The 26129-nt window shown below is 35.4% G+C and carries 22 protein-coding genes; 15 read left to right on the plus strand and 7 right to left on the minus strand.

Going from position 1 to position 26129, the window contains the following annotated elements:
• Nucleotides 1–194: 194 nt before the first annotated feature.
• Nucleotides 195–1190: an NADP-dependent oxidoreductase gene (locus tag J0871_RS11575; RefSeq protein ID WP_208225400.1), complete on the minus strand. Its 996-nt coding sequence runs from the start codon at nucleotides 1188–1190 to the stop codon at nucleotides 195–197.
• A 303-nt stretch (nucleotides 1191–1493) separates the two neighbouring features.
• On the opposite strand from J0871_RS11575, the gene J0871_RS11580 reads away from it, so the two are divergent.
• The 3 genes from J0871_RS11580 to J0871_RS11590 all read left to right on the plus strand — a co-directional run bounded on the left by J0871_RS11580 (nucleotide 1494) and on the right by J0871_RS11590 (nucleotide 6228).
• Nucleotides 1494–3737 carry an FUSC family membrane protein gene (locus J0871_RS11580; protein WP_243870482.1) on the plus strand — a complete coding sequence of 748 codons (2244 nt, stop codon included), beginning with the start codon at nucleotides 1494–1496 and terminating at the stop codon, nucleotides 3735–3737.
• The gene (locus J0871_RS11585; protein WP_208225402.1) at nucleotides 3738–4259 is read left to right on the plus strand and encodes a DUF6155 family protein; all 522 of its coding nucleotides are present in this window, start codon (nucleotides 3738–3740) and stop codon (nucleotides 4257–4259) included. It begins immediately after the preceding gene.
• Nucleotides 4260–4374: 115 nt separating this feature from the next.
• Nucleotides 4375–6228, plus strand: a complete 1854-nt coding sequence (locus J0871_RS11590) for a T9SS type B sorting domain-containing protein (protein WP_208225404.1) — start codon at nucleotides 4375–4377, stop codon at nucleotides 6226–6228.
• Here J0871_RS11590 and J0871_RS11595 read toward each other — a convergent pair.
• Nucleotides 6217–7431, minus strand: a complete 1215-nt coding sequence (locus tag J0871_RS11595; RefSeq protein ID WP_208225406.1) for an MFS transporter — start codon at nucleotides 7429–7431, stop codon at nucleotides 6217–6219. The two genes, J0871_RS11590 and J0871_RS11595, sit on opposite strands and share 12 nt — an antisense overlap.
• A gap of 473 nt (nucleotides 7432–7904) precedes the next feature.
• On the opposite strand from J0871_RS11595, the gene J0871_RS11600 reads away from it, so the two are divergent.
• Entirely contained in the window at nucleotides 7905–8693 is a 789-nt protein-coding gene (locus J0871_RS11600; protein ID WP_208225407.1) for a serine O-acetyltransferase, read from the plus strand.
• Complete coding sequence (gene cysM / locus J0871_RS11605; protein WP_208225409.1) at nucleotides 8693–9577, plus strand: cysteine synthase CysM; 885 nt, start codon at nucleotides 8693–8695, stop codon at nucleotides 9575–9577. Before J0871_RS11600 ends, cysM begins: the two co-directional genes overlap by 1 nt.
• Before the next feature lie 56 nt (nucleotides 9578–9633).
• Here cysM and J0871_RS11610 read toward each other — a convergent pair whose 3' ends face one another.
• Together J0871_RS11610 and J0871_RS11615 are read right to left on the minus strand one after the other, a co-directional pair.
• Nucleotides 9634–10200 (minus strand): hypothetical protein, encoded by a 567-nt coding sequence (locus J0871_RS11610; RefSeq protein WP_208225411.1) that lies wholly within the window; start codon nucleotides 10198–10200, stop codon nucleotides 9634–9636.
• A gap of 119 nt (nucleotides 10201–10319) precedes the next feature.
• The gene (locus tag J0871_RS11615) at nucleotides 10320–11018 is read right to left on the minus strand and encodes a Crp/Fnr family transcriptional regulator (RefSeq protein WP_208225413.1); all 699 of its coding nucleotides are present in this window, start codon (nucleotides 11016–11018) and stop codon (nucleotides 10320–10322) included.
• A gap of 158 nt (nucleotides 11019–11176) precedes the next feature.
• Between J0871_RS11615 and J0871_RS11620 the strand changes: the two genes are divergently transcribed.
• Entirely contained in the window at nucleotides 11177–12691 is a 1515-nt protein-coding gene (locus J0871_RS11620) for a DEAD/DEAH box helicase family protein (RefSeq protein ID WP_075326828.1), read from the plus strand.
• A gap of 166 nt (nucleotides 12692–12857) precedes the next feature.
• On the opposite strand, the gene J0871_RS11625 is transcribed toward J0871_RS11620, so the two are convergent.
• Nucleotides 12858–13337 carry a hypothetical protein gene (locus J0871_RS11625; RefSeq protein WP_075326829.1) on the minus strand — a complete coding sequence of 160 codons (480 nt, stop codon included), beginning with the start codon at nucleotides 13335–13337 and terminating at the stop codon, nucleotides 12858–12860.
• 144 nt (nucleotides 13338–13481) lie between these two features.
• On the opposite strand from J0871_RS11625, the gene katE reads away from it, so the two are divergent.
• Nucleotides 13482–15632, plus strand: a complete 2151-nt coding sequence (gene katE, locus J0871_RS11630; protein ID WP_208225415.1) for a catalase HPII — start codon at nucleotides 13482–13484, stop codon at nucleotides 15630–15632.
• A gap of 160 nt (nucleotides 15633–15792) precedes the next feature.
• On the opposite strand, the gene J0871_RS11635 is transcribed toward katE, so the two are convergent.
• Complete coding sequence (locus J0871_RS11635) at nucleotides 15793–18096, minus strand: transglycosylase domain-containing protein (RefSeq protein ID WP_208225423.1); 2304 nt, start codon at nucleotides 18094–18096, stop codon at nucleotides 15793–15795.
• Nucleotides 18097–18868: 772 nt separating this feature from the next.
• Between J0871_RS11635 and J0871_RS11640 the strand changes: the two genes are divergently transcribed.
• From J0871_RS11640 to J0871_RS11665, 6 genes are all read left to right on the plus strand, one after another.
• Nucleotides 18869–19729, plus strand: a complete 861-nt coding sequence (locus tag J0871_RS11640) for an SdiA-regulated domain-containing protein (protein ID WP_208225425.1) — start codon at nucleotides 18869–18871, stop codon at nucleotides 19727–19729.
• Nucleotides 19730–19738: 9 nt separating this feature from the next.
• Nucleotides 19739–20443, plus strand: a complete 705-nt coding sequence (locus tag J0871_RS11645; RefSeq protein WP_208225427.1) for a TVP38/TMEM64 family protein — start codon at nucleotides 19739–19741, stop codon at nucleotides 20441–20443.
• A 220-nt stretch (nucleotides 20444–20663) separates the two neighbouring features.
• Nucleotides 20664–21116 (plus strand): cold shock domain-containing protein, encoded by a 453-nt coding sequence (locus J0871_RS11650; protein WP_037321592.1) that lies wholly within the window; start codon nucleotides 20664–20666, stop codon nucleotides 21114–21116.
• Between the two features lie 213 nt (nucleotides 21117–21329).
• Nucleotides 21330–22631, plus strand: a complete 1302-nt coding sequence (locus tag J0871_RS11655; protein ID WP_208225429.1) for a DEAD/DEAH box helicase — start codon at nucleotides 21330–21332, stop codon at nucleotides 22629–22631.
• Nucleotides 22632–22633: 2 nt separating this feature from the next.
• A complete protein-coding gene (locus J0871_RS11660) occupies nucleotides 22634–22849 on the plus strand; it encodes a VF530 family protein (protein ID WP_208225431.1) in 216 nt (71 codons plus the stop codon).
• A 319-nt stretch (nucleotides 22850–23168) separates the two neighbouring features.
• Entirely contained in the window at nucleotides 23169–23624 is a 456-nt protein-coding gene (locus J0871_RS11665) for a KTSC domain-containing protein (protein ID WP_208225433.1), read from the plus strand.
• Nucleotides 23625–23807: 183 nt separating this feature from the next.
• Here J0871_RS11665 and J0871_RS11670 read toward each other — a convergent pair whose 3' ends face one another.
• Nucleotides 23808–24245 carry a hypothetical protein gene (locus J0871_RS11670; RefSeq protein ID WP_208225435.1) on the minus strand — a complete coding sequence of 146 codons (438 nt, stop codon included), beginning with the start codon at nucleotides 24243–24245 and terminating at the stop codon, nucleotides 23808–23810.
• Between the two features lie 217 nt (nucleotides 24246–24462).
• Here J0871_RS11670 and J0871_RS17315 point away from each other — a divergent pair, with 217 nt between their 5' ends.
• Both J0871_RS17315 and J0871_RS11680 read left to right on the plus strand, forming a co-directional pair.
• Entirely contained in the window at nucleotides 24463–24837 is a 375-nt protein-coding gene (locus tag J0871_RS17315) for a PAS domain-containing protein (RefSeq protein ID WP_243870483.1), read from the plus strand.
• Nucleotides 24838–24863: 26 nt separating this feature from the next.
• On the plus strand, nucleotides 24864–26042 hold the full coding sequence (locus J0871_RS11680) for a response regulator (RefSeq protein WP_346014344.1): 1179 nt from the start codon (nucleotides 24864–24866) through the stop codon (nucleotides 26040–26042).
• The last annotated feature ends 87 nt before the right edge of the window (nucleotides 26043–26129 follow it).

Below are 26129 nucleotides of genomic sequence, written 5' to 3' on the forward strand. Positions count from 1 at the left end.
GCTCTTGCCAGACATGAACTGGTCAAGTACCTTCTTCTCGAATTCTTGTTGTTCTTTTGTTGTCATAATTCTGTATGAATGAAATTAATAAATAATTCAATTCAGACAGAGTTTAATTTACACCCTCAATAAAAAAGCGTGTTAGGAATTTTTCAAACACGCTTTTTTAATGTCTAACATTTAGAGGGTGCTCCTTAAATTTCAACTACCATTTTTCCGGTATTTTTTCCTTCAAAAAGATCTAAAAATGCCTGCGGTGTTTCATCGAAACCTTTTACAATAGTTTCATCGTATTTAAGTTTTCCTTCATTTAACCATCCTGCTAATTCTTTAATAGAACTTTCAAATTCGTCAAAATGATTACGCACTAAAAAGCCCTGCATTAAAGCACTTTTTTTAATCATAATACCTTCAAGTCTAGGGCCCGTCGGCATTCCATTTTCATTGTAAATAGAAATCGCGCCACAATTTATAATTCGGGCAAAACGATTAATATTCATCATAACTGCGTCCAGGGTTTCGCCACCTACATTATCGAAATAAACGTCTACGCCATCGGGACAATTTTTTTCAATGGCTTTTTGCATATTTTCAGTGGTTTTATAATTGATGCCTTTATCGTAGCCGAATTTCTTCTTTATATGATCAATCTTTTCATCACTTCCTGCAATGCCAACAACTCTGCAGCCTTTAATTTTTCCAATTTGTCCGGCTACACTTCCAACAGCACCGGCTGCCCCGGACACAACAAGAGTTTCACCTTTTTCAGGCTTTCCAATATGTTTCAATGCTAAATGAGCGGTTAGCCCGGTTAAACCTAAAATGCCCAGGTAGGCACTTGGTTTGGCCAGGTTGGTGTCAATTTTATTCAAATTCTCACCAGAATGAGTTTGATAAAGCTCCCATTTCAACATTCCACTTATAACATCTCCAGTTTTAAAATCCTTGTTTTTGCTTTCAATAACTTCAGCAACCAACATAGATTCTATGGGCTTGTTTAGTTCAAAAGGAGGAATATAAGATTCTTCATCTCGCATTCTTCCGCGTAAATAAGGATCTACTGAAATATATTTCGTCTTCAATAGAATTTCTCCCTCTTTTGGTGAAGGTTTTTCAATTTCGGTAATTTCAAAATCTGATAAAGAAGGTTTTCCCTTCGGGCGGTCCTTTAAAAGTATACTCTTATTCATTTCTAAACTATTTAATTATTTTAATACTGAAATTTTCTTAATTATATCACGGCAAGCAAAATTCAGCTTTTGTTTAAATTACTGCGAAGAATAGAACCCTGCAACTCACAATTATTAATTTAAACTTAAAATCATTTCTTAAGCTGCTTACTACCAAAAAACCGAAATGGATTAAACCGAAAAGAATGAGTTCGTAGCAAGATGCACCGTAATCTAATTTATGTTTCAAATGTTATCATTTCTTAAACTATTGGTTGATACTCTATAATACACCGTAACTTTGCTTCGATAAACGCATAAGATTTGCCTAACATTATACTTACTTACTGGCAGGAATTCCTGAAATATATTAGAAGCACCGATTTCTCTAAGGCAATGGTACTCACTTTTGCTATAGGTTCACCTGTGGGGATTTTTATTTGGTTGGGGAATTTTGAAATTGGAGTTGTTCTCGCAATGGGCGCGTTGTTAAGTTCTCCTAGTGATATACCCGGGAGTTTTAGACACAGGAATATAGGGGTGATTCTTGCAGCTATTCTGGCCGGTATTGTTTCTATAATTATGGGCTATGCTTCAGCTTATCTATGGCTTGTTTTACCATTTTTAGGAATATTAATGTTTGGTATTGCCTATCTCGCGGTTTACGGTTTTAGGGCATCACTGGTAGCTTTTGCCGGTTTATTTGCCATTGTACTAAGTTTTGCAAATATTTCTACTGAAATTCTACCCTGGGAACGCGGTTTACTTATTGTTGGAGGTGGTTTATGGTATTTGGTTTTAAGTAATATCTGGAATTTTCTAAACCCTAAACACCATACCGAACAGCTTTTAGCCGAATGTCTTGAACTTACCGCGAAATACTTAAAAACAAGGGCGCATTTACTTACTGAAACCGCTAAAAGAGAAAAACTTCAGAAGGAATTATTTATTCTTCAAACCGATCTTAACGAAAAACACGAAAGTTTACGCAATATTCTTATAAACGCCAGGCGTGCCTCGGGGAATTCAAATTATGCCCGAAAACGCTTATTAATTTTTATTGAATTAGTAGATATTTTAGAGCTGGCAATGGCCAATCCTGTAGATTACAGTAAAATGGACGAAGTTTTACAGGAAGATCGCGAATTGTTGGAGCGTTTTAAAAAATTGATTAAAAAAATTGCTTTTCAGCTTGATGAAATTTCGGTGGTTATAGAGAAGAAAAAGAAATCTTCAACAAAAGAAATTAGGCAATATTTAAAGGCTGTAGAAGAAAATTTCCAGGAAGTTCGGATGCTTATTTCTTCAGAAAATAATGAGAAAACATTTCTGCTTCAAAATTTATTCGATTATTTAGAAAAGCAGGGACAAAAAATAAATACCATAGTTAGGGTTTTACATAATTTAGATACCCGGGAACCGGTTTTGCTGAAAAATAAAGAAGTTTCCCAATTTATTACTCCGCAAGATTACGACCCTAAAATGCTTGTTGAAAACTTCAATTTTGGTTCTCCAATTTTTAAGCATTCCTTAAGGCTGGCTATTGTAATTTTAGTAGGATTCAGCATAGGATTATATTTTTCTTTTGAAAATGCTTACTGGATAATTCTCACTATTGTGGTAATTATGAGACCCAATTACGGACTTACCAAAGACCGGTCTAAACAGCGAATAGTGGGAACTTTAATTGGTGCGGTAATCGCCCTGGGAATTGTTTTTATAACAAAAAACCAGGTAGTTTATGGTATTTTAGGACTGTTTTCCCTTACTCTTGCTTTTTCCCTAATTCAACGTAACTACCGTACAGCAGCTGTTTTTATTACTTTGAGTATTGTATTTATTTATTCGCTTTTAAAACCAGATGTTTTTAATGTGATTCAGTTTAGGGTTATAGATACCGTATTGGGAGCGGGCCTTGCTGCCCTTGGTAATTTTATTTTATGGCCGGCCTGGGAGTCACAACATATTAAAAATGTGGTTAAAGAAAGTATTGGAGCCAACAAAAATTACCTGCAAGAAATTGATAGTTTTTATCATATAAAAGGAACTTTGCCAACCTCTTATAAACTCTCAAGGAAAAAAGCATTTTTAGAAATGGGTAATTTAAGTGCTTCATTTCAACGTATGACGCAGGAACCTAAATACAAACAGAAAGAATTAAGCCAGCTTTATAAAATTGTAGGTTTAAATCAAACTTTTCTTTCGGCTTTAGCTTCGCTGGGAACTTTTATTCAAAATCATAAAACCACGGCAGCTTCTAAGAATTTTGAAGTTTTTGTGTCCCATATTTGTACTAATTTAGAAAATGCCATAAAAGGATTAGAAGAAGAGGAAACATTAAAAGATTTTGACACTGCCCGCACAGAAAAAGCGGCTTCAGCTTTATTAAAAACCTATAAAGAATTACTGGTAGAAAGGGAAAATCAGTTAAAGGAAGATCCCGTAAAAGACCAAAAAGATGTACAATTAAGGTTGCAGGAAGCTCAATTAGTAAGTAGCCAGGTACAATGGTTATTAGAAATTTCAGAAAACCTTCAAAAGACCATAGCGAAAACAAACTTCAGCTAAATGAGTAAACGCCAATTAAAAAAATACCTTCAGGAATTAGATAAGGAGCAGCTGGAAGAGCAAATTGTAGATCTCTACGAACGTTTTAAACCGGTAAAGGTTTTTTACGATTTTGTGTTTAATCCGCGGGAAGAAGAACTAATGCGGAAGGCCAAATTAAAGATTTCTAAAGAATATTTTCCTGAAACCAGGCGCAAACCAAAAGCCCGTAGATCTATTGCCCAAAAGGAAATTAAACATTTCCAACAACTTGGGGTAGAACCCCATTTAACCGCAGATTTAATGCTTTTTAATATTGAAATTGCCCAAACTTTTGCTGAAGAAAAAAGCAATTTAAAAGAAGCATTTTGTAAAAGTATCTTCAAATCTTTTGAAGAAGCGGTGAAGTTTATTCTGAAAGAAGGCGTACTTCCTGAATTTAAAAAAAGAATTTTAAAAATAGCTGCCGAAGCTGAAAATCAAAGCTGGCCAAATGCTTACAAATTCGAAAAAGTTGAAATGCAATTTCAAGACGCGCCGTAATTGTGTACATTTGAGAAAATGAAACCAGCATGATGCTGGAATCTATTATTGGCATACTACCGGAAATGGATTTAAGCCAGAGATGCTTTTTCCTATGGGATTGACCTTATAATTAATGAAAGTTTTCTTTCTTTTTTGTTTTCTTATAATTTGCACTTCAGGTTTTGCCCAGTTAGGCTTTTGTGAAGGGAGCAAGGGTGACCCTATTTTTTATGAAGATTTTGAAACCGTCTCGCAATTACCTGCCGGCACTACTAATTATACTTATGTAAACCAGGATCCACAGGATGGACAATATACACTTTCCAGCCAAATAGGAAGGGTAATCACTTCCTGGCATTCAAGTTTACCCAACGGCACCATTTCAAATCGCGATGCTTTAATTGTAAATGCTTCTTTTAGTTCTGGCAGATTTTACCGCACAGAAATTAACGGCCTTTGCGAAAACACTACCTATGAGTTTTCTGCCTATTTAATTAATATTTACAATCGTTCCAGTACAGTATGTCCAGATGGTGGAATTCCTATAAATGTACGTTTTGAAATTTGGGATGAGAACGATGCGAACTTATTAAAAGAAGGAAATACAGGAAATATTCCCTCACAAAGCAGTCCGGAATGGGAGCAATACGCACTTACTTTTCAAACCGAAGCAGGGCAGGATTCTGTAATTCTAAAAATGTTCAATAATGGTGATGGCGGCTGCGGAAATGATCTTGCCATAGACGATATAATTTTTAGATCTTGCGGCGATCTTACTACGGTTACTGCTGAAAATGATGAAAACAGAATAGATATTTGTGCAGAAGAAGCCCCTGTAAACCTTAGCCTGGAAGCAACTCCAGATTATTCGGTGTATAACACTCACGCCTACCAGTGGCAGGAAAGTAGCGATAATCAAACCTGGATAAATATTCCCGGTGAAAATGACGAAATCTATAATACTCCCGCCTTAAATAATTCCCGGTATTACAGGGTGAAAGTAGCCGAAGATCCCGTTAATTTAAGCGCTAATCTTTGCAGTTCTGTTTCAGAAATTTTTACTGTAAATATTTTAAAAACTCCTGAGCCACCACAAAGCGGGGGTGATGTGAGTATTTGTAGTGATGAAGAAATTCCAACTTTAAATGTTGCAATAGAAGAAAATGAAGTAGCGAACTGGTATGATGAAAATAATAATTTACTGGCGCAAAATACCACATCTTATCTGCCCGAATCACCCGGCACTTATTATGTTGAAGCTTTAAATGAAGGCTTAGAATGTACCCCGAGTGCTAAAACAGCGATAGAATTTACTATAAATGAAACTCCACAGGTTGAAGATGAAGTTCTACAACTTTGTGATGGGGCCAGTTTAATCCTGGAAGCCGGGTTACCGGGGCTTTCCTATCAATGGTCCACCAGGGAGAATTCTGAACAAATAGAAATAAATTCTGCGGGGAATTATAGCGTGGTTCTTACCACGGCTGAAGGCTGCTCTACCACTAAAAACTTTGAAATTAACCAGGTTGATATTGCCGAGATTGAATCGGTAATTTCAGAGGAAGAAAATATAGTGATTACCCCAGCCAACGAAGGTGATTTCGAATATTCTATAGATGGTACTAATTTTCAATCCTCAAATATTTTTACGTTGGTTCCCGGCGAAATTTATACCATTTATATGCGCGATCTTTATTCGTGTAATACCTTAATGCAGGAATTTCCGCATATTGTGATCCCAAAATTTATTACCCCAAATGCAGATGGATATAATGATAATTTCAGCATTAACGGACTCGAATATTTTCCTTCTTCAGAAATAAGAATTTTTGATCGCTACGGGAAGTTAATAAAAGCAGATGATGGTAAAAATTTTAACTGGAATGGCACCCTAGACGGCCGTTCCCTTCCGTCAGACGATTACTGGTATCATATTAAAATTGAAGGCTTTAAAACGCTGAAAGGCTCTTTTAGTTTAAAGCGGTGAAGCTTTTTTACTAATATTTTTTATTCGTTGTGAGTTAATGTTTATTAAAAGCATTGCCGCAAATATTACCAGGATAATTGTACTAAAATCAAGGCCACCATCAATCATAAATCCAACTAATAAAGGGCCTAAAGCAGTACTAATAACCATAAACATGGTAAAAACACTTCGAATGGCACCCATTTTTTCGGTTCCGTAAATTTCAGCAATTAAAGAGGTTTTTACCGTTCCTGCCATTCCACCGGTGATACCGGCAGTAATGAGGAATAAAAGTGCACCAATAATACTATCCATTAAAGCAAAAGGAATAAGACCTAAAGTCATTGGAATGAGATATATTCTAAACATTTTTTTCGCGGTAAATTTATCAACCCATGTGCCACCAACCAGGGAAAATATAAATCTTGAAATAGCATAAACCGTAAAAAATGTTGCATAAAGTTGCGGAGACCAGCCTTTATCTTCTACAAATACATATTGATAAAAGAAAATAGCAGTGTTGGTAAAACCTAAAATAAAACTGGCAGGCATCATAATCCCAAAGCGTTTATCGGAAACCACGCTTTTATAATCTTTTAAAAGCAACCAGGTAGAAGGTTTTCCTTCGGTAGAAAGTTGCTTATCAAAGGCTATTAGGTTTGTGAATTTTAAGCGTATTAAATAGAGTAGGAGAGCGATACCACTAATAATAGCTGCCATTCGCCAATCAAAAAACGCAATTATTGAAGTAATAATAATAGGAAAAATAGCTTCTCCCATAGAATATCCCAGGGAAGAAATACTAAGTGCTTTTCCGCGGTTTTTATCAAAATATTTGGAAATTATAGTCATACTAATATGACTCATTAATCCCTGCCCGCATAGTCTTAAGCCTATTAAAGCAACAAAAAGTATAGCGATATGATAAGAAAGCCCCAGCAAGATACTGGAAAGTCCAAGACTTAACACGGTGAAAGCGGTTACTTTTTTCACCGGTTTATGGTCTACGGTATGCCCCACGCTAAGCATTATTATGGAAGCTGCTACCGTACAGCCTGCATAAATGGCTCCAAAAGTACCTTCGGTTATTGAAAAAGCTTTTACAATTTCTGGAACATATAATGAAATTAGAAAAGTTTGCCCAAAACTGGATAGAAATGTAAGTAGCCAGCCAAAACTGACTTTCCTATAATTTTCTCGTAAAAAGTAGAAATAATCTTTCAAACTGTTCTATTTCAATTTTTAAAAGTTCCAAAGTTAAGACTACAGGCAAACAATAGAGAAAAGTATGTGTTTAAATTCCTTGAAATATAAAAGCCACCCTTGTGAGGTGGCCTGGATTTCGATTTTTTGAATAAACCTAAATTATTTTTTAGGCTTTCCTTCTCTGGCTGGTTGCTTTTTTGGTGCTGCCTGTGATTTTTTAGGCTCCTTCTTTGCATCGTCCTTTTTGTGATTTGCTTGCTGTGCCATTTTATTTATATTTATTGATTAATAGAATAAAGATATACTTATAATAAACTGGCTGTTAGTTAATTATGAAAATATTAACTAGCAGAATATTAGCTTGAATATTTAATATTTTAAAAATTAAATAGGCTTATTGAAAGCATTTATAGCAATTTAAATGTAATTTGACTGGCTATTGTTTACATTTGAATAAATCAAAGATTATCATTCTAAAATTATAGTTTTAAATGAGCCAGAATGAGGTTATAGAACAAATAAAAGCACAAAAAAAACTACCGAATTTAAAATTCAGTATAAAAGAGAAAACAGAGGCTTTTACCAATAACCTCTTTTACACGCTGTTTGATGAAGAAACACCGGTAGAAGAGAATATTATTAAACTGGGTAAAGATTTTGAAGAACTGGCAGACCTTGTTTGCTGGGAACCCAAAACTCCCTGCCGTGATATTTGGCAGGAATATTTAGATAGATTACCTGGAATTCTTAAAAAACTGAATAAAGATGCCCTTGCCATTGCAGAAAACGATCCCGCGGCAAACTCGCTGGAAGAGGTAATTCTCTCTTATCCAGGTTTTTTCGCCATTGCTATTTACCGTTTTAGTCACGAATTTTATAAATTCGGACTTCCGCTGGTGCCACGTCTAATGGCAGAATGTGCCCACGGCCTTACAGGAACCGATATTAATCCCGGCGCGAAAATAGGAACGCCGTTTTTTATAGACCACGCAACCGGTGTAGTGATTGGGGAAACCGCGGTAATAGAAGATAATGTGAAAATTTACCAGGGAGTTACCCTGGGCGCCCTTTTTGTAGACCGTAACCTAAAAGATATAAAAAGGCATCCCACTATAGAAAAGAATGTTACTATTTACGCCAACGCTACTATTCTTGGTGGGGAAACGGTAATTGGTGCTAATAGTATTATTGGAGGAAATGTTTGGTTAACCGCTTCGGTACCTAAAAATTCTATGGTTTCCCATACACCTCAAATTAATATTAAAAAGACGAGTAAATAATGAACGATTCTATATTAGACCTAATAGGAAATACGCCTCTCGTAAAAGTACAAACGCTTATTAAAAACCCTAATGTTAAGCTATATTTTAAATTGGAAGGTCAAAATCCCGGCGGAAGCGTAAAAGATAGGGCCGCTTATAATATGATTAAAAGCGCATTAGACAGGGGAGATATTACCAAAGAAACTAAACTCATTGAAGCCACTAGTGGTAATACAGGAATTGCACTGGCAATGATAGCCGGATTATTTAAACTGGATATAGAACTGGTAATGCCAGAAAATTCTACTATAGAAAGAGTACAAACTATGCGTGCTTATGGAGCAAAAGTTACGCTTACTGATGCAGATGGTGGTATTGAAGGAGCACGCGATTATGCCGAAGAAAAAATGGCTGGTGGCGATTATTTTATGATTAACCAGTTTAGTAATAACGATAACTGGCAGGCGCATTATAATACTACAGGACCTGAAATTTGGAACGACACCAAACATAAAATCACCCACTTCGTATCCTCAATGGGAACCACGGGTACCATAATGGGAACTTCTACCTATCTAAAAGAAAAAAATAAAGACATTCAAATTGTTGGAGTTCAACCTACCGACGATTCTCGTATCCCCGGAATTAGAAAATGGCCTGAAGCTTATTTACCAAAGATTTTTAAACCAGAGAGAGTTGATCGAATTTTGGAAGTAAGTGAAGAAGAGGCCGTGGCTATGACTAAAAAACTCGCTGTTGAAGAAGGAATTTTTGCCGGAATGAGCAGTGGAGGTGCTGCAGCTGCAGCAATTAGATTATGCAATAAGTTGGAAGAAGGGATTGTGGTAAGCATAATTTGCGATAGGGGAGACCGGTATTTGTCTTCTAATCTTTTTGAATAAAGAATTACTCCGGAAGTTGAATGGTTTAATTTCCGGAGTATAAATTAAAAATTGGGTTATTCAACAATTGTTGCCACTGCCACGCCTGATGCGTCTCTGTTAATATTCATCTTTACAGTCTTGCTTTTCTTACCATTTTCAAGCTTCACCTTGTAAAACTCCTTATTAATTTCCCCTCCAGCCCTGGAGAATGCTAAATGCTTTGTACCAACAATGCTATAACCCTTGTTAGCTTTTAGAACACTTATCAAAGAATTATAAGGTAAATTTATATCGATAAATTTTTGACTACTGGAAATAATTTCTCCCAGGTTATTATAATTAACTTTTAAACTCCCTTTATTGGTGATAAAAGTAACCTGATATGTATCGTATTCTTTATCGCGGTTGGCAGTAATAAAGTCCATAATACTAAAATTCTGCCTGGCATATTTCATTGGGTTGGAATGAAATTGGCCTACATAATCTTCACTCACATTATAGGTTAATGAATTGGAAGATTCTTCAATTTCAAGGGATTTTGGATTTAAGTCCATTTTTAATTCGTCTAGCTTAATTACATTCTGTGAATATGCCATCCCTAAAAAGGCAATACAAAGTAAGCTTAAGATTAACTTTCTCATAATAATTTAATTTAGAGATTAATAAATAATTGTTCTCTAAAGTTAATCGAGTATTACTTGAAGTAAAACTACTTAAGTATCACTAATATAATATTTAACAAATTTTAATTGAAAAAATTTTACTGGTTGGTCGCTTTCTTTATAAGTAGAGTTAAATTTATAACTTCCATATTTTTTCTTCCTAATTTCAATATTCCTTCATGCTTAAATTCCTGGAAATGCCTGTTTACTACAGCGCGGGTAGATCCTATTAAATTGGCAATTTCTTCATTAGACAGGTCATTAATAAATTCCAGCTTTTTTGATTCCTGATTTATATTCTTTAAAATTAGACTGGCCAGGCGAGCGGGAATTTCCAGAAGAGTGTGATTAACGGCATACTCTTCTATATTTAAAAGTTGTTTTCCTAAATAAGGGAGCAATCTTTGATTTAACATAGGATATTTAATTAACCACCGGCGTACAATTAAAATAGGTGTAGATAACATTTTTACATCTTCCAAAGACTCATAATATAATTTGTGAGAGCAGTCTTCAATTAAAGTTATAACATCAAAGAAGTCATTTTTTCTAAGTAAAAACAAAGTAAATTCCCGTCCCGTTCTTTTATCTGTTTTAAAAACTTTTAAACGGCCCGAAATAATAATATGAAATTTATGCCTTAATTGATAACAGCTACTGCAGGTATGAGCAGGCCATTTTTCTATAATAAACTGGGAAGCAATCAACAGTAAAGATTCTTTATCAAAATCTTTGAAAAGAATACTGTTTTCAATGGTTTTTAATCCCAATGCATTTCCCTTTCCTTTTTGATTCATAATCAATTGTTTTGATTTATAAAACCTTCGGGAGGGAACAAAAAATGAATTCTAAAATTACTCATTTCCTAATTATTAAATTGTATTTCTGTCGTAAATATTTCTTTAAACCTAAGAAATCAGCTATTTTTGCAAACTTGCAGATCTGAAAAAAAATTATGGCGGTGGAAACCTTTGGAATAGAAGACAAAAAAGTTGACAAGGAACTTTATGACTATCAACAAAAAGATATAGACAAGATCTTTAATGTGATAGATAAGCATCCTGAACATTATAACCTGCTTTACCAATTACCTACGGGTGGTGGTAAAACGGTTATTTTTTCACAAATGGTGCGTGAATACATACAACGTACCGAAAAGAAAGTACTTATTCTAACTCATAGAATAGAATTGTGTAAGCAAACCTCTAATATGTTAGATGGGTTTGGCGTGCGTAATAAAATTATAAATTCCAAGGTTAAAGAATTACCAGATCAGGAAGACTATATGTGTTTTGTGGCTATGGTAGAAACCTTAAATAACCGCTTGCACGATGAAAAGCTGGAAATTAAAGATATTGGGCTTGTAATTATAGATGAGGCACATTATAATTCATTCCGGAAACTATTTAAATTCTTTGAGAAGTGTTTTATTCTTGGGGTAACGGCCACGCCGCTTAGCTCTAACATAAAATTACCTATGAAGGATAACTACCGTGAACTCATTGTAGGAGATTCTATAGGCTCACTTATTGAAAAAGGCTTTTTGGCCCGTGCAAATACCTATAGCTATAACGTAGGACTTACCAGTTTAAAGGTGGGAATGAATGGAGATTATACCGTAAAATCTTCAGAAGAGTTATATTCTAATATTTCCATGCAGGAAAAACTGCTTACCGCTTATTACGAACGCTCTAAGGGAAAGAAAACCCTTATTTTTAATAATGGTATTAATACTTCTATTGAAGTTTATGAGACTTTTAGAAATGCAGGTTTACCTATTCGGCATTTAGATAATACTACCAGTAAACAGGATAGAAGAGATATTTTAAAATGGTTTAAGCATACGCCTGATGCTATTGTAACTTCAGTAAGTATTCTTACCACCGGGTTTGATGAACCTACGGTAGAAACTATTGTATTGAATCGTGCTACAAAATCCTTAACGCTTTATTTTCAAATGATTGGTCGTGGCTCCAGGGTTTTACCTGGAAAATCTGAATTTAACGTCATAGATTTAGGGAATAACCTGGCCCGTTTTGGCGAATGGAGTTCTCCGGTAGACTGGAAACAAATCTTTAGAGCACCAGATTTCTATTTTGAAAATCTGTTAAGTGACGAAGAAATTGAGCGTGAGTTTAAATACGTAATGCCTCCCGAAATTAGGGAACAATTTTCTAATACCGAAGATGTAGATTTTGACGTTGAAGAAGCTTACGATAAAGTGATTAAAAAAGGATTAAAATCTAAAGCAGTCTTAGAATGGTCTATGGAGCAGCACGTAAAAATGTGCGTAGAAAATTCTGAAGATGTTTTTGATGCAAGAATCCTTGCAAAAGAGCTTAAAGATGATATTAGTTCTCGCATTAAGCAATATTCTTATTGTATAAGCAAGAGCACTAAAAATTACCGCGATTGGTTGGAAGAAGATTACTCCCGAAAATTGCGAATGGCCATTAATAAAGAATTTTAAGTGGTTTTTACGTCAAGTAAGTTTTTTCTTGATTATACTCCATATTAGTTGAAGTCAAAATACAAACTAATAGATCTCGTTGCGAAGATTTTCGAAGCGGGATTTTTTTTCTGAACCTGCCTTGGGCGTCTGGCGGGTTCAGAATCTTTAAGAAGAAGAAATAGAATTAATCGGTATCTGCAGATTTTACATCCCGCTCAATAAATTCCCTTTCCCTAACCGAGCCACCAACTACTATAGCTGCGCTAATTAACACCAGGTTTTTAATAATATACTGGCCTTCGGTAGTTAGCACAAATGGAAAATTTTCAAAGCAAACTTCAGGTAAAATAATAAAAGGTAAAAATGTTCCGGGCATTTGTAATACCAGTAAAACAATTGCCAGCCTTAGCGTGCGTTTAGAGAGTAAAAATACGCCTATTAAAACCTCCCAAACCCCTAAAAAAGGAATAAAAAATTCAGGATCAAACCAAAAAACAGTAGCTGCAATAAGTTCCTGCGCCGGGCTATCCCAAACCACTTTTAAAGCTCCAAACCAAATAAAATTTATGGCCAGTGAAAATCGTAAAATGGGTTTCCCATATTTATACATCCAATGGCTAATTTGGTAATCCAGTTTGCTGAATTTGGCAGTATTTTCTTTCATTTTTTCCTTCTTGAATTTCAAAATTGCGGAATATTTACCTGCTTCAAAAGCACATTAGTAATTATAGGATTTATTTAACAGCGCTAAATTTTATTACAGCCATTTATTTATGAATTTTAAAGGAACCAATAAAAAATTATAATTATGAAAGATGACGGAAAGAAAAAAGCTTCCAAAAATAAGAAGCATGAAGACCTGGAAAAAAATCGGGAAGATGGCCAGGAACAGTTTTTAACCACCAACCAGGGCGTTAGAATTAATGATAATCAAAACTCTCTTAAAGCTGGAGATCGGGGCGCTTCTTTACTCGAAGATTTTATTTTAAGAGAAAAGATTACCCATTTTGACCACGAAAGAATTCCAGAAAGAATAGTGCACGCTCGCGGTTCTGGAGCGCATGGATATTTCCAGGTATACGAATCTATGGAGAAATATACCAAAGCTGGTTTTTTACAGGATCCATCCAAGAAAACCCCGGTGTTTACAAGATTTTCTACTGTGGCTGGATTTAAAGGTTCAACCGATTTAGCCAGGGATGTTCGAGGCTTTTCGGTTAAATTTTATACTGAAGAAGGAAATTATGACCTGGTAGGAAATAATATCCCGGTGTTTTTTATCCAGGATGCTATAAAATTCCCAGATCTAATTCACGCTGTAAAGCCAGAACCACATAACGAAATTCCGCAGGCAGCTTCAGCACACGATACGTTTTGGGATTTTGTTTCCCTAATGCCAGAGTCTATGCATATGATTATGTGGGCTATGAGTGACAGGGCAATTCCAAGAAGTTTAAGAATGATGGAAGGTTTTGGCGTTCATACCTTTAGATTTGTAAATAAAGAGGGAAAAGGAACTTTTGTGAAATTCCACTGGAAACCATTGTTAGGAACTCATGGAGTTGCCTGGGACGAAGCTCAAAAAATTTCAGGAAACGATCCCGATTTTCATAGAAGAGATCTTTGGGAAGCAATAGAAAACGGCCAGTTCCCAGAGTGGGAGTTAGGAGTTCAATTAATTCCTGAAGAAGATGAGCATAAATTTGATTTTGATCTTCTAGATGCTACAAAACTAGTTCCGGAAGAGATGGTACCGGTAAAGAAAATTGGTAAAATGGTGCTAGACCGGAATCCCGATAATTTCTTTGCAGAAACTGAACAGGTAGCCTTTCATCCCGGCCATATTGTACCCGGCATAGACTTTACTAATGATCCGTTACTCCAGGGTAGGTTATTCTCTTATACCGATACCCAGCTGAAGCGACTGGGAGGACCAAACTTTCACGAAATCCCAATAAACCGTCCAATCGCACCAATGCACAACAACCAGCGTGATGGGCATATGCGTCAGCAAATTAATAAAGGGCAAACCAGTTATCAGCCAAATTCTTTAGGAAATGGGTGCCCATTCCAGGCTAAAATTGCAGAGGGTGGTTTTGATAGTTATCCTGAAAAAGTTGATGCTAAAAAAGTACGTGAACGCAGCGAAAGTTTTAAAGATCATTTTAGCCAGGCTACTTTGTTCTTTAACAGCCAGAGCGAAGTTGAGCAGCAACACATTATTAATGCTTTCAGTTTTGAACTGGGAAAAGTAGATATGGCAGAAGTAAGGGAAAGAGTACTTGGTTTATTAAACGAGGTAAGTAAAGAATTGGCAAAAGAAGTTGCATCTAATTTGGGAATGCCTGTACCAAAGAAAAAAACACAATTAAATCATGGAGTTCCTGCAGATTTTGATCCAGAACGTTATGAACCTACTAAGAGCAATCCGTCTTTAGATAAAGACCCTGCATTAAGTATGATGCACAATGGATTTGGAAATATTGCAACCAGAAAAGTAGCGTTTTTATGCGCAGATGGTATAGATGATAAATCGGTTAACGATATGAAGAAAGCCCTGGATAAAGAAGGCGCAATGGTAAAAATTCTTGGACCAAATTCTACTAAAGTTAAAACCGCCGATGGTAAATCACTAAAAGTAGATGAAGCTTTTAGAACCAGTGCTTCTGTAGTATTTGACGCTTTTTATGTTCCGGCTGGCGAAAAAGCCCATATGGCACTGAAGAAAATTCCGAAAGCGATTCATTTTTTAAACGAAGGTTACAAACATTGTAAGCCAATTGCTACAGCCCAGGAAAACGGTTTAATTGAAGAAACTTATTTCTGGAATAAACTGGATAAGAAAAACCTTGCTGAAGATGGGGTGATTGTAGGAAAAAATAAATCATCAGAATTTATTAAAGCTATAGGACAACACCGTTTTTGGAAAAGAGAGGAAAAGGATAGTATTCCTGCATAAATTTTTTCTGAAGTAGGTTATAAATATTGAGACTGTTTGAAAAGTTTTATAAGTCGTCATTCTGAATTTATTTCAGAATCTAAGATTTTATAATCTAAATAAATTATAAGCTGAAACAAGTTCAGCCTGACGGAATTAGACTTTTCAAACAGTCTCTTTTTTAATCTTTATCCTTTCCGCCAAAAAGTCGTTTAAAAAAGCCTTTCTTTTCCTTTTTTTCTTCTTTTTCTGGTTTTTTGGTTTCATCTTTATCACCACCTCCAAAAAGTCGCTTAAAGAAACCATCGCGTTTTTCAGGATCGCAATCCATCATTTCTTTAATTTCTGCAGAAAGAGGTGCAAATCTTGCCTGTGTAATATTATTAAATTCGGGATCGTTATTCATTTTCTGCATTAATTTTGCAAAAACCGGTAAAGCCGAATTAGCACCCTGCCCAATATAAGTGTTTCTAAACCCAATTCTATGATCGTCAGCTCCTACCCAGGTTACGGCGAGAAGATTTGGGGTTATTCCCACAAACCAACCATCTTTGTTATTTTGGGTAGTTCCTGTTTTTCCTGCAATATCGTTTCTTAATCCGTAAGTTGTTCTTAACCTGGTTGCTGTACCTTCATTTACCGTAGCTTTCATCATTTCTATCATGATTTTCCTGTTGGTTTCAGAAAGACTTCTGTTATCAGAAATTTCAGGTTTAAATTCAGCTAAAATATTGCCCTCGCCATCTTCTATTTTGGTGATATAAAAAGCTTTGCTGGTTTTTCCATTATTTACAAAAGGAGTGTAAGCTTCGGTTAATTCGGTTAAATTTAAAGAGGCAGTTCCCAGGGCAATAGAGGGCACTTGGGGTAAATCTGATTTAATTCCCATTGCTTTAGCCTGGTTCACCACGTTTTCAATACCAGTTTCCATAAGCACTTTAACGGCAATGGTATTCATAGACTTACTTAATGCTTCTTTTAAATTGTAATTCATATGCGGATCTTCTTCTTCGCTACCGGAGTTTGAAGGGGTCCATCCCTTTGCATAAGTGACCTCCCGTGCCGAAAAATATTCACAGGGTTCTATACCGTTTTCTAAAGCCGCGGTGTACACAAAAGGCTTAAACGTAGAGCCTACCTGGCGTTTACTTTGGGATACATGGTCATATTGAAAATGTTCAAAATTTACCCCGCCAACCCAGGCCTGTACAGCCCCGGTTTGTGGAGTTACCGCCAACATTCCCGCATTAAGGAATTTGAGATAATGGGCAACACTGTCTCGTGTACTTATATTTTTGGTTTCTGTACCTTCATAACTGAATAATTCGGTTGGATGTTCCTGGGTTAAAACATCCATAATTTCAGTCTCACTACGACCTTCTTTCTCAAGATTTTTCCAGGCTGAAGTTCTTTTTAAAGCATCGTTTACAATTTCCCGGTTTGTTAACCAGGGCGCTGCACTTCCCCAGGCATCCTCGTGTTGTTTTTGTAAATTTTGCAAATGTTCTTTTAAGGCTTCTTCAGCTAAAGTTTGCATCTTAACATCCAGGGTAGTGTGCACACTCAAACCGTCCCGGTAAATATTGAATTTCTTTCCGTCTTTATTTTTAAGCGTATCCAGAATTTTGCTTACATCTTTTCTAACCTGTTCCCTAAAATAGGACGCAAGGCCTTTATCGTGACTGTAATTTTTATAATTTAATACCAATTCGCGCTGCTTGGCTTCCTGTACTTCTTCTTCGCTTAAATAGCCATATTTCCCCATTTGTTCAAGAACCACGTCCCGGCGTAACCGACTTCGTTCAGGAAAAATCCTGGGATTATACGAATGGGAAGCTTTTAAAGTTCCTACCAAAACTGCAGCTTCTTCAAGATTTATTTCTGAAGTATGCTTTCCAAAAAATTTCATAGAAGCACTCTCAATTCCGAAAGTATTGTCACTAAAAGGAACGGTATTAAAATAGAGCCTGATAATTTCTTCTTTTGAATATATATCTTCCAGTCTTTTGGCAATAATGGCCTCTTGGAATTTATTTACCACAATCCCTAAAGCCCCGTAATCCTTTCTTCCGTAGATATTTTTAGCTAGCTGAAGACTAATGGTACTCCCGCCGCCGGCCGAATCATCCTGAAGCAGAATTGATTTAAAAACAACGCGTAACAAACTTCGATTATCGATACCATCATGTTCAAAAAACCGTGCATCTTCGGTAGCCACAAGGGCATTTATTAAATGGGTTGGAAGTTCTTTATAGGTAATAGGTTGCCTATCAAACACATAAAATTTGCCAATAAGTTCTCCGTTTTTGGCCAGAACTTCGGTAGCCCTGTTCTGTTTAAGCTCTTTTAATTCGGTAGAGGAGGGGAGTTGGCCCCAGGCTCCAAAATAAATACTTGCAAAAAACAGTAAAAAGAGAGCAAAAAGGCTTAGAAGTATTATTAGAGCCCATTTTATTTTGGGAGATTTTTTAATCTTGTTTAGCATAGGAGGTTTAATTGGTACAAATAAACAAATACCATACAAACCAAAATTAAATTTTAAAGATATTTTAAGTTTTTTTAAAATTCAGACATTCAGCAATATCCAAATCTTTGAAAATAAAAAGCCGGCTACTTTTTAAGGTATACCGGCTAAGGTTTATTGAGTTCCATAAGGCTAATGTTTTTAAGGTTAACTCATAGGTCTAAGGTTTAAACACCAGGTGTTCCTGGTAAAATTTTCACGGAACTTGTTACGTGGTTTTTTACCAAATACCTGGGGCTCTCGCGTACTTCCACAGTTTAAATTAATATACTCCTGAATTTTCATGGTGTTAAATTTAAAGGTAACGGCGTTTAATTTCCCAGTTACTACGATTATTGGACTTACTTTGATTTAAAAATGAACGAAGGTTTACTGAATTTTTCATGATTTCTAATTTTTAGTGATTATTTTAAATAACGTCTTTTACTGGTCCAGGTACTTTTAGAGTTCTTCTTTTCCTGGTTAAAAAATGGTCGGCTAATTGTTTCAAAAGTTTTCATAATTTCTAAAATTTAAAGGTTTATATCTAATAGACTCCATTGAATTTGGTTTGTTACAGTACTATGCTATAAATAGTACTAAATTAACTTACTTTTAACAAATAGGGGGTTTTTAGGGGAAGTTTCGGCCGGTATTTTTTGGTAATTTTAAAAACCGGGTGTTAATAATATTTAATTATGGTGGCAGACTTTAATATTAAACCTATTTTAGAAATCAACTTGGAGCGAGTTATATGAAATTGAATAAAATAGTAATTGGTATTGTAGTAGGGGTGTTCATTCTCGCTGGATGCATTTTCTGGGCTTTTAAGAATAACAGTTACTTATCTTTTGATGACGATAATAAGACCTATACTATTGAGGAGAAATGGAATTTACCCCCAATCCTGCAGGAAATATCTGGCATAGGCTACCTAGGAAATAACGAGGTTGCCTGTATTCAGGATGAAGATGGGATGATTTTTATTTTCAATATAGAAACCTCAAAAATCACATCCAGAATTTCTTTTGGGGAAAGCGGTGATTATGAAGATATAACAGTAATAGAAGACACGGCTTATGTTGTAAGAAGTGATGGTAAAATTTTTAAAGTAGCCGGTTTTAGGGAAAATAATCCCGAAATAAACACTTATCAAATATCTGGATTAGATAGTAATGGCATTGAAAGCCTGGAGTTTGATGCTAAAAATAAGCGCTTATTATTTGCGGTTAAAGAATACAACAATAGAAAAGAAACCAAAGGAATTTACACCTTTAACCTTACTGCCCAAAAAGTAAATAAAGAACGACTCTTCACTTTAAACGGGGCCGATGAAATTTACCAAAAACTAAGAGGGGGGAAGTCTTCCCAAATTATTAGACCCTCTTCTATTAGGTTTCATCCAACTACCGGTGAATTATATATTTTAGAAGGAAATCAGCCAAAATTAATCATCCTGGACCAGGATGGAAACGAGGCGAAAATTCATCTTCTTGATCCTGAAACTTTTACCCAGCCTGAAGGTCTCGCTTTTGATGAGGAAAATAGGCTATATATTTCTAACGAAAGTAGGAGACAACCCGCAAATATTTTGAGAGTTAAACTAAACGATTAAATAAATTCTATGCCCGATTCTATTGAGACTACCTCCGTAAAAAAAAGTAAAGTCCCACTAATTGTTTCTGGAATTATAATAGCTGCTTTGATTGCGGCTTATTTCTTTATTCCCGGGGTAAGGGAATTTTTCTCCAACGCCTGGGAGGTGTTAACCAGTAATAATGAAGAGCGTATCACTGAATGGGTTTCCCAATTTGGATGGTTGGGGCCAACAATACTTATCCTGGCTATGGTGGCGCAAATGTTTTTAATCGTGATTCCATCAGTTGCTTTAATGGTAGTTTCAATACTGGCTTACGGGCCTTTTTTTGGAAGTCTCATTATTTTTGCTGCTATTTTTACAGCTTCAAGCGTAGGCTACTTTATAGGGCGTTATTTTGGGCCGGTAATTGTTCAAAAATTAATAGGCCCAAAAAATGAAAATAAAATTGAGGATTTTATTGAAGATTACGGCTTTTGGGCAGTAATTGTTACCAGGATTAATCCGTTTCTTTCAAATGATGCGATTAGTTTTGTAGGCGGAATTCTTAAAATGGGCTATTGGCGTTTTATTGGCGCAACCCTTGTAGGAATTGCACCCCTCACAATTTTTATTGCAATAATAGGCAAAAGTACAGATGGCCTTAAAACCGGACTTCTTTGGGGTTCTATTGTAAGTTTGGTTATTTTTATTTTATACGTTTGGTGGGATAAGAAAAAACGTAAAAAATAGGAGGGAAGTAGTAGTTTTAAGAATTCGTAAATTATTTATTCGCTTCAAATTAAGTAATTTAATTTCTATCACTTATCTTTGTAGAAGTTTAAGCAGTGTCCTAACCAGGATTCTTTACATTTATTGAAGATTAATGGCATTACAAGCCGGGTTACTACCACAAAAATCTTCAGGAAAAAAATTCAAGCTTACTCACTCAATTACTAATTAAAATTAATTAATGGGCAAATCGCAGCAGACATTCAGTAAAACTGAAAAAGAAAAAAAGAAAATAAAAAAGCGTAAAGAAAAAGAGGCTAAGAAGCAGGAGCGCAAAGAGAACTCTAACAAAGGCGGTAATTTTGAAGATATGATCGCTTATGTAGATGCTGATGGAAATCTTACCGATACTCCACCAGATCCTTCTCAAAAAGTTGAAGTTGAAGCCGAAAGTATAGAAATTGGTGTTCCTAAGAAAGAGGATATGCCAGAAGAAGATCCGCAAAGAAACGGGAAGGTCTCATTTTTTGATCATTCTAAAGGTTTCGGGTTTATTATAGATTCTGAAAACAACGAAAAATATTTTGTTCACGTTACCGGATTAATCGATGAGATTGACGAAAACGACAAGGTAACTTTTGAACTGGAACGAGGAATGAAAGGTATGAACGCTGTTCGCGTTAAGCAACAGTAAACTTTCGAACAAACTCGCGAGGTATTTAGAGTAGAAATTATTTAATTTTTCTACGCTAGCCATTTAAGTATAAAACCTCAATTATCGAGTAAATCTCAACACCCATAAAAGGTTCGGTAATCTATTAATTATTGCTGAACCTTTCTTTTTTATCTTTCCTAACGGGGTATTTCCCTTTAAAGTCTGGTTTAAGACTTTATTATTTCAATTAACATGCAAACTAAGAATTTACAGGAAATCCTGGACAAATTGGAGATTTCCCAGCTTAATGCTATGCAGCAGGAAGCTTACCAAAGCATTGGTGAAAACTCAAACACGGTTTTATTATCACCTACAGGATCGGGCAAAACACTGGCGTTTTTGTTACCCTTGCTCGAGAATTTAGATCCAGACCTCGCAGAAGTGCAGGCTTTAATTTTAGTGCCTTCTCGTGAACTCGCTATTCAAATTGAACAGGTTACCCGGGAAATGGGTGCCGGTTTTAAAGCAAACGCTGTTTATGGCGGCAGAGCTTTTTCTAAAGATAAAATAGAACTGCAACATGCTCCCGCCATTTTAATAGGTACGCCCGGCCGGGTTGCCGATCATTTTAGAAGAGAAACTTTCTCCACCAAAAATATTAAAGCGCTGGTTTTAGATGAATTTGATAAATCTTTAGAAGTAGGTTTTGAAAATGAAATGAAAGAAATTATTGGGGAGCTTTCCGGTTTAGATAAACGCATCCTGACTTCAGCAACGCAAAATATTGATATTCCGGGTTTTGTAGGTCTTAAAAATCCGAAGCGAATAGATTATTTAAAAGGGGAACAGCCATCTCTGAAAATTAAAACCATACAGGTAAATCCAAAAACCAAATTGCAAAGCCTTGTAAATTTACTTTCGGAAAATGCTGAAGGCTCAGGAATTATTTTTTGCAATTTAAAAGATAGCATAGCTGAAGTAAGTGATTTCCTGGATAAAAATAATATTGAGCACGGAATTTTTTCCGGCGGAATGGAGCAAAAAGACCGGGAAAGATCACTTATTAAATTTAGAAATGGAACGCATCGAATTTTGATCGCTACCGATCTTGCTGCGCGTGGAATAGATGTGCCCGAAATTGATTTTATAATTCATTATCAATTACCTTTTAAGGCTTCAGAGTTCACCCATAGAAATGGGCGTACCGCGAGAATGCACCAGGAGGGAATTGCTTATGTACTTTCAGATAGAAGAACCCTTCCAGATTTTATTAAATCAAATGATTATAAAATTCAGAATAAAAAAAACAATACCGATGAAGTTGAAAAAACTACCTTGTTTATTTCGGGAGGAAGAAAAGATAAAATTTCAAAAGGAGATATCGCCGGACTTTTCTTAAAGCAGGGGAATCTTAAAAAAGAAGAACTGGGACTTATAGAACTAAAACAGGATTGTGCATTTGTAGCTGTGCCAAATGAGAAGGCTGAAGAACTTATTTCAACGCTTAACAATTCCAGGCTTAAAAAGAAAAAAGTGAGGGTGCGTTATATTTAAATATGGAATCTAAACAACCTAATAATCCGTTACACGGTGTAAAACTTGCCGAAATTTTAGAATTTCTGGTAGCAAAATATGGCTGGGAAGAAATGGGAAGACGCATCAATATTAAATGTTTTACGCAGGACCCCTCTATAAAATCCAGCTTAAAGTTTTTACGAAAAACGCCCTGGGCAAGAACCAAAGTAGAGAATTTATACCTTGAATCGCTTTAAGTACTGAATTTCCCTATTATTACCATTAATGCGGATTTCCGTAAAATTAATTCAATAATTACAGATATCTTTGATAGTTCGGTTTTGAGGTAAAATCGGAAATTTCGCTGGATATTTTGATGAGAAGCATTTTACAATGGTTAAGATTTAATGGTTTAAAGCTGGTAATAGCTTTAATTGCTGGTTTGGTTACTTACCATTTGCTCAACTGGATGTACTTTCTAAAATTTTAGAGAAAATAAAGGAAAAGGGTAGGAGAATAACCTATTTATTATCCGATAAAAAGAAGTAGTTTTGCCGCTTATTTAAAATAAAAAAAATGAAGCGTGTAAATCAATATAAAAAGCTCTTTAAAGTTGAAAAAGAGATAGACCTTAAAGAACTTAAAACCAGTTACCGAAATCTGGTTAAAGAATGGCATCCCGATAAATTTAGGGAAACCGACGAGAAGCACGCCGAAGCCGAAATTAAGAGCAAAGAGATTATAGATGGTTATCACTTTTTGGTAAGCATTGCGCCACAAACTCGCGAAGCCAACCTTGAAGAATATAACCGCACTATAAACGAAGCCGGAATTGCAGATTACCAGCACAAAGGAAACCTACTTGAAATCTCTTTTACCAACGGTACTACCTACGAATATTTTGGCGTGAACAAGAAGCTTTTTATGAAGTTCATCAGTTCAGACAAACAAGTGAGATTTGCGAAAAGAAATATCTATAGTTCTTTTTTATATAGAAAATCTAAGAAAGATCTTGAGTTGGAAACAGCTTAATTAGATTTTAGGCATAAAAAGAGGCTGTTTGAAAGATCTATTTTTGTCAAACTGAACTCGTTTCAGGTTCTAATATTAAATTAATTATAATCATGTTAGATCCTGAAACGAGTTCAGGATGACGGGTAAAAACTTTCAAACAGCCTTCTTTCTTATTCAATTATAGTAAACTACCTCGATAAATTACATCGAGTCTTCAGAATCTTCACCGGAAGATTGAGCAATTACATCTTTAATAGATTGATGCCCTTTTTCAATCTCATCGTGTTCCGATTTGATTTCGTCCTGTTCACTCATAATACGGTCGTGAGCTTTTTGCATTTCGTCAAGTTGCGCTTTTTTCTCATCGGTGCTTAAAGAACCGTATTCTTTATTAAGCTCGTTATGACTTCTAATCATTTCTTCATGAGAAGCCAGGGTAGCCTGGTGGTCTCTAATTTGCCCTTCAAGCTCTGCCAGTTTTTCTAATTGGGTAGAATCTTTCAATTGTTCGAGTCCGCGTAATTCCTGTGATACCTGGTTATGATTGTTCATTAATTCCTGGTGCTTTTGCCTAAGCTCTTCGTGGGTACTCACAATACTGTCATTGGCCTTGGTTAATTCCTGTTGTTGCTTTTCCAAATCCTTTTTGTTAGGTATTGGATGGAGATATTTTCAACAAAGGCTAGAGGTCAAAAACAGCATAGTATCGTTATATCTTTTTGGTGTGATAGTGCACGTGTGTATGTTAATTCTGCCCATATTTATACCTATAGAGGGGGCTCTGGCTCTTGTAGAGTTTATGGCTTTGCCCATATTAATTATATACCCAGTTATCACCGTACTTCTTGGACTGTTAATGAACAGGCAATTAAAAGTTTGGAGAAACCGAAAAGAAAAAGATAGGTTATATGAATCTGAACAGCGATTTACCAAAATGATGCTGGACATTAATATGGTTTTTATTAATCTTGATATCAACAGCAAGATCATTTTTTGTAATGACTATTTACTTTCAATTACCGGGTATACCGAGGAAGAGCTTATTGGCAAAAACACTGTTGATATTTTTGTGCCTGTAGATGAAAAAGAAACTACGGAAAAAGGTCTTAAAGAATTATTTGAAAATAACAGAAGCCTACATCATTTTGAAAGTAAGATACTCACAAAAGACAATAAAGAACTGTATATCTCCTGGTACAATTCGGTATTACCGATGACTACGGAAAAATAAAGGGTATAGCCAGTTTAGGAGAGAATATTACAGAGAAAAAAGCCACACTCAATAATCTAAAAGAAGCGAAGGAAAAAGCAGAAGAGAGTAATCGCTTAAAAAGTGTTTTTCTACAAAATATAAGTCACGAAATTCGTACTCCTATTAATGCAATTATGGGTACTATAGACCTATTGAAAGAATCCTCGGAGAAAGAGGTGCGTGAAAAGTATTATGAAGTATTACGTTTAAGTGGGACGAGATTACTCTCTACTATCAATGATCTAATAGATATTTCCCAGTTGGAAACCCGGCAAATAAAGGTCAATAAATCTAACTTTAATCTTTCTGAAATAATAGCGAATCACCTAAATGTGGCGACGCCAATAGCTGGTAAAAAGAATAACAAAATAGTATGTACCAGCCAATATCTTCATACCAATACCATGCTGTATACCGATAAAAATATGCTCACCAGCATTTTTATCAATTTGTTGAGTAATGCTAATAAGTTTACTGCAAACGGAATTATTGAATTTGGAAGTTTAGATGAGCACGGTAATATTGTTTTTTATGTAAAAGATAATGGTATAGGAATTCCGGAAAACCGAATTGATGTTATTTTTGATCAGTTTGTGCAGGCAGATTCAAGTTTAAGTCGGCCACATGAAGGTTCTGGTTTGGGGCTGTCAATAGCCAAAGCTTATACCGAAATGCTTGGGGGTAATATATGGGTAGAATCCAGGGAAGGAAAAGGCAGCACCTTCTTTTTTAGCATTCCTAAAGATGAAGTCACTACCACAAGAACCTATATCAATAAAGAGAATAACGAAATAAGCCAGTTACCAAACCATAAGATTTTGATTGCTGAAGATGATAAATTGAATTATTTAATTCTGAAAAAGATCATCGAAAATATGGGGATAACTAACATTCTACATGCGCCAAATGGTTTAGAAGCAGTTGAAATGGTTAAGAATGATACTGAAATTTCTTTGGTGCTCATGGACATAAAAATGCCGAAAATGAGTGGTGAAGAAGCAATTCAAAAAATAAGAAATTTTAATACAACTATTCCTATTATTGCCCAAACGACATTCGCTATGCCTAATGACAGGGATAAGTTTATTGAGATTGGGAGTAATGATTATATTCCGAAGCCAATTGATAAAAACGAATTGAAGCGACTTTTGAAAAAATATCTTCCAGCTCACAGTACGATATGACTAATAGATAGTATGTTATTATAATATCGAGAATTAAATAGATACAAAAAAGAACTATAATTTATATTATGTAAAATAGAATATTTT

This window comes from Salegentibacter sp. BDJ18, from assembly GCF_017579965.1.
Taxonomy (GTDB): domain Bacteria; phylum Bacteroidota; class Bacteroidia; order Flavobacteriales; family Flavobacteriaceae; genus Salegentibacter.

What these genes read in the sequence shown, in the direction of transcription:
- J0871_RS11575 (WP_208225400.1), bottom strand. Translation starts at nt 1,190, where the DNA reads ATGAATAAGAGTATACTTTTAAAGGACCGCCCGAAGGGAAAACCTTCT.
- J0871_RS11585 (WP_208225402.1), top strand. Translation starts at nt 3,738, where the DNA reads ATGAGTAAACGCCAATTAAAAAAATACCTTCAGGAATTAGATAAGGAG.
- J0871_RS11590 (WP_208225404.1), top strand. Translation starts at nt 4,375, where the DNA reads ATGAAAGTTTTCTTTCTTTTTTGTTTTCTTATAATTTGCACTTCAGGT.
- J0871_RS11600 (WP_208225407.1), top strand. Translation starts at nt 7,905, where the DNA reads ATGAGCCAGAATGAGGTTATAGAACAAATAAAAGCACAAAAAAAACTA.
- cysM (WP_208225409.1), top strand. Translation starts at nt 8,693, where the DNA reads ATGAACGATTCTATATTAGACCTAATAGGAAATACGCCTCTCGTAAAA.
- J0871_RS11610 (WP_208225411.1), bottom strand. Translation starts at nt 10,200, where the DNA reads ATGAGAAAGTTAATCTTAAGCTTACTTTGTATTGCCTTTTTAGGGATG.
- J0871_RS11615 (WP_208225413.1), bottom strand. Translation starts at nt 11,018, where the DNA reads ATGAATCAAAAAGGAAAGGGAAATGCATTGGGATTAAAAACCATTGAA.
- J0871_RS11620 (WP_075326828.1), top strand. Translation starts at nt 11,177, where the DNA reads ATGGCGGTGGAAACCTTTGGAATAGAAGACAAAAAAGTTGACAAGGAA.
- J0871_RS11625 (WP_075326829.1), bottom strand. Translation starts at nt 13,337, where the DNA reads ATGAAAGAAAATACTGCCAAATTCAGCAAACTGGATTACCAAATTAGC.
- katE (WP_208225415.1), top strand. Translation starts at nt 13,482, where the DNA reads ATGAAAGATGACGGAAAGAAAAAAGCTTCCAAAAATAAGAAGCATGAA.
- J0871_RS11635 (WP_208225423.1), bottom strand. Translation starts at nt 18,096, where the DNA reads ATGCTAAACAAGATTAAAAAATCTCCCAAAATAAAATGGGCTCTAATA.
- J0871_RS11640 (WP_208225425.1), top strand. Translation starts at nt 18,869, where the DNA reads ATGAAATTGAATAAAATAGTAATTGGTATTGTAGTAGGGGTGTTCATT.
- J0871_RS11645 (WP_208225427.1), top strand. Translation starts at nt 19,739, where the DNA reads ATGCCCGATTCTATTGAGACTACCTCCGTAAAAAAAAGTAAAGTCCCA.
- J0871_RS11650 (WP_037321592.1), top strand. Translation starts at nt 20,664, where the DNA reads ATGGGCAAATCGCAGCAGACATTCAGTAAAACTGAAAAAGAAAAAAAG.
- J0871_RS11655 (WP_208225429.1), top strand. Translation starts at nt 21,330, where the DNA reads ATGCAAACTAAGAATTTACAGGAAATCCTGGACAAATTGGAGATTTCC.
- J0871_RS11660 (WP_208225431.1), top strand. Translation starts at nt 22,634, where the DNA reads ATGGAATCTAAACAACCTAATAATCCGTTACACGGTGTAAAACTTGCC.
- J0871_RS11665 (WP_208225433.1), top strand. Translation starts at nt 23,169, where the DNA reads ATGAAGCGTGTAAATCAATATAAAAAGCTCTTTAAAGTTGAAAAAGAG.
- J0871_RS17315 (WP_243870483.1), top strand. Translation starts at nt 24,463, where the DNA reads ATGAACAGGCAATTAAAAGTTTGGAGAAACCGAAAAGAAAAAGATAGG.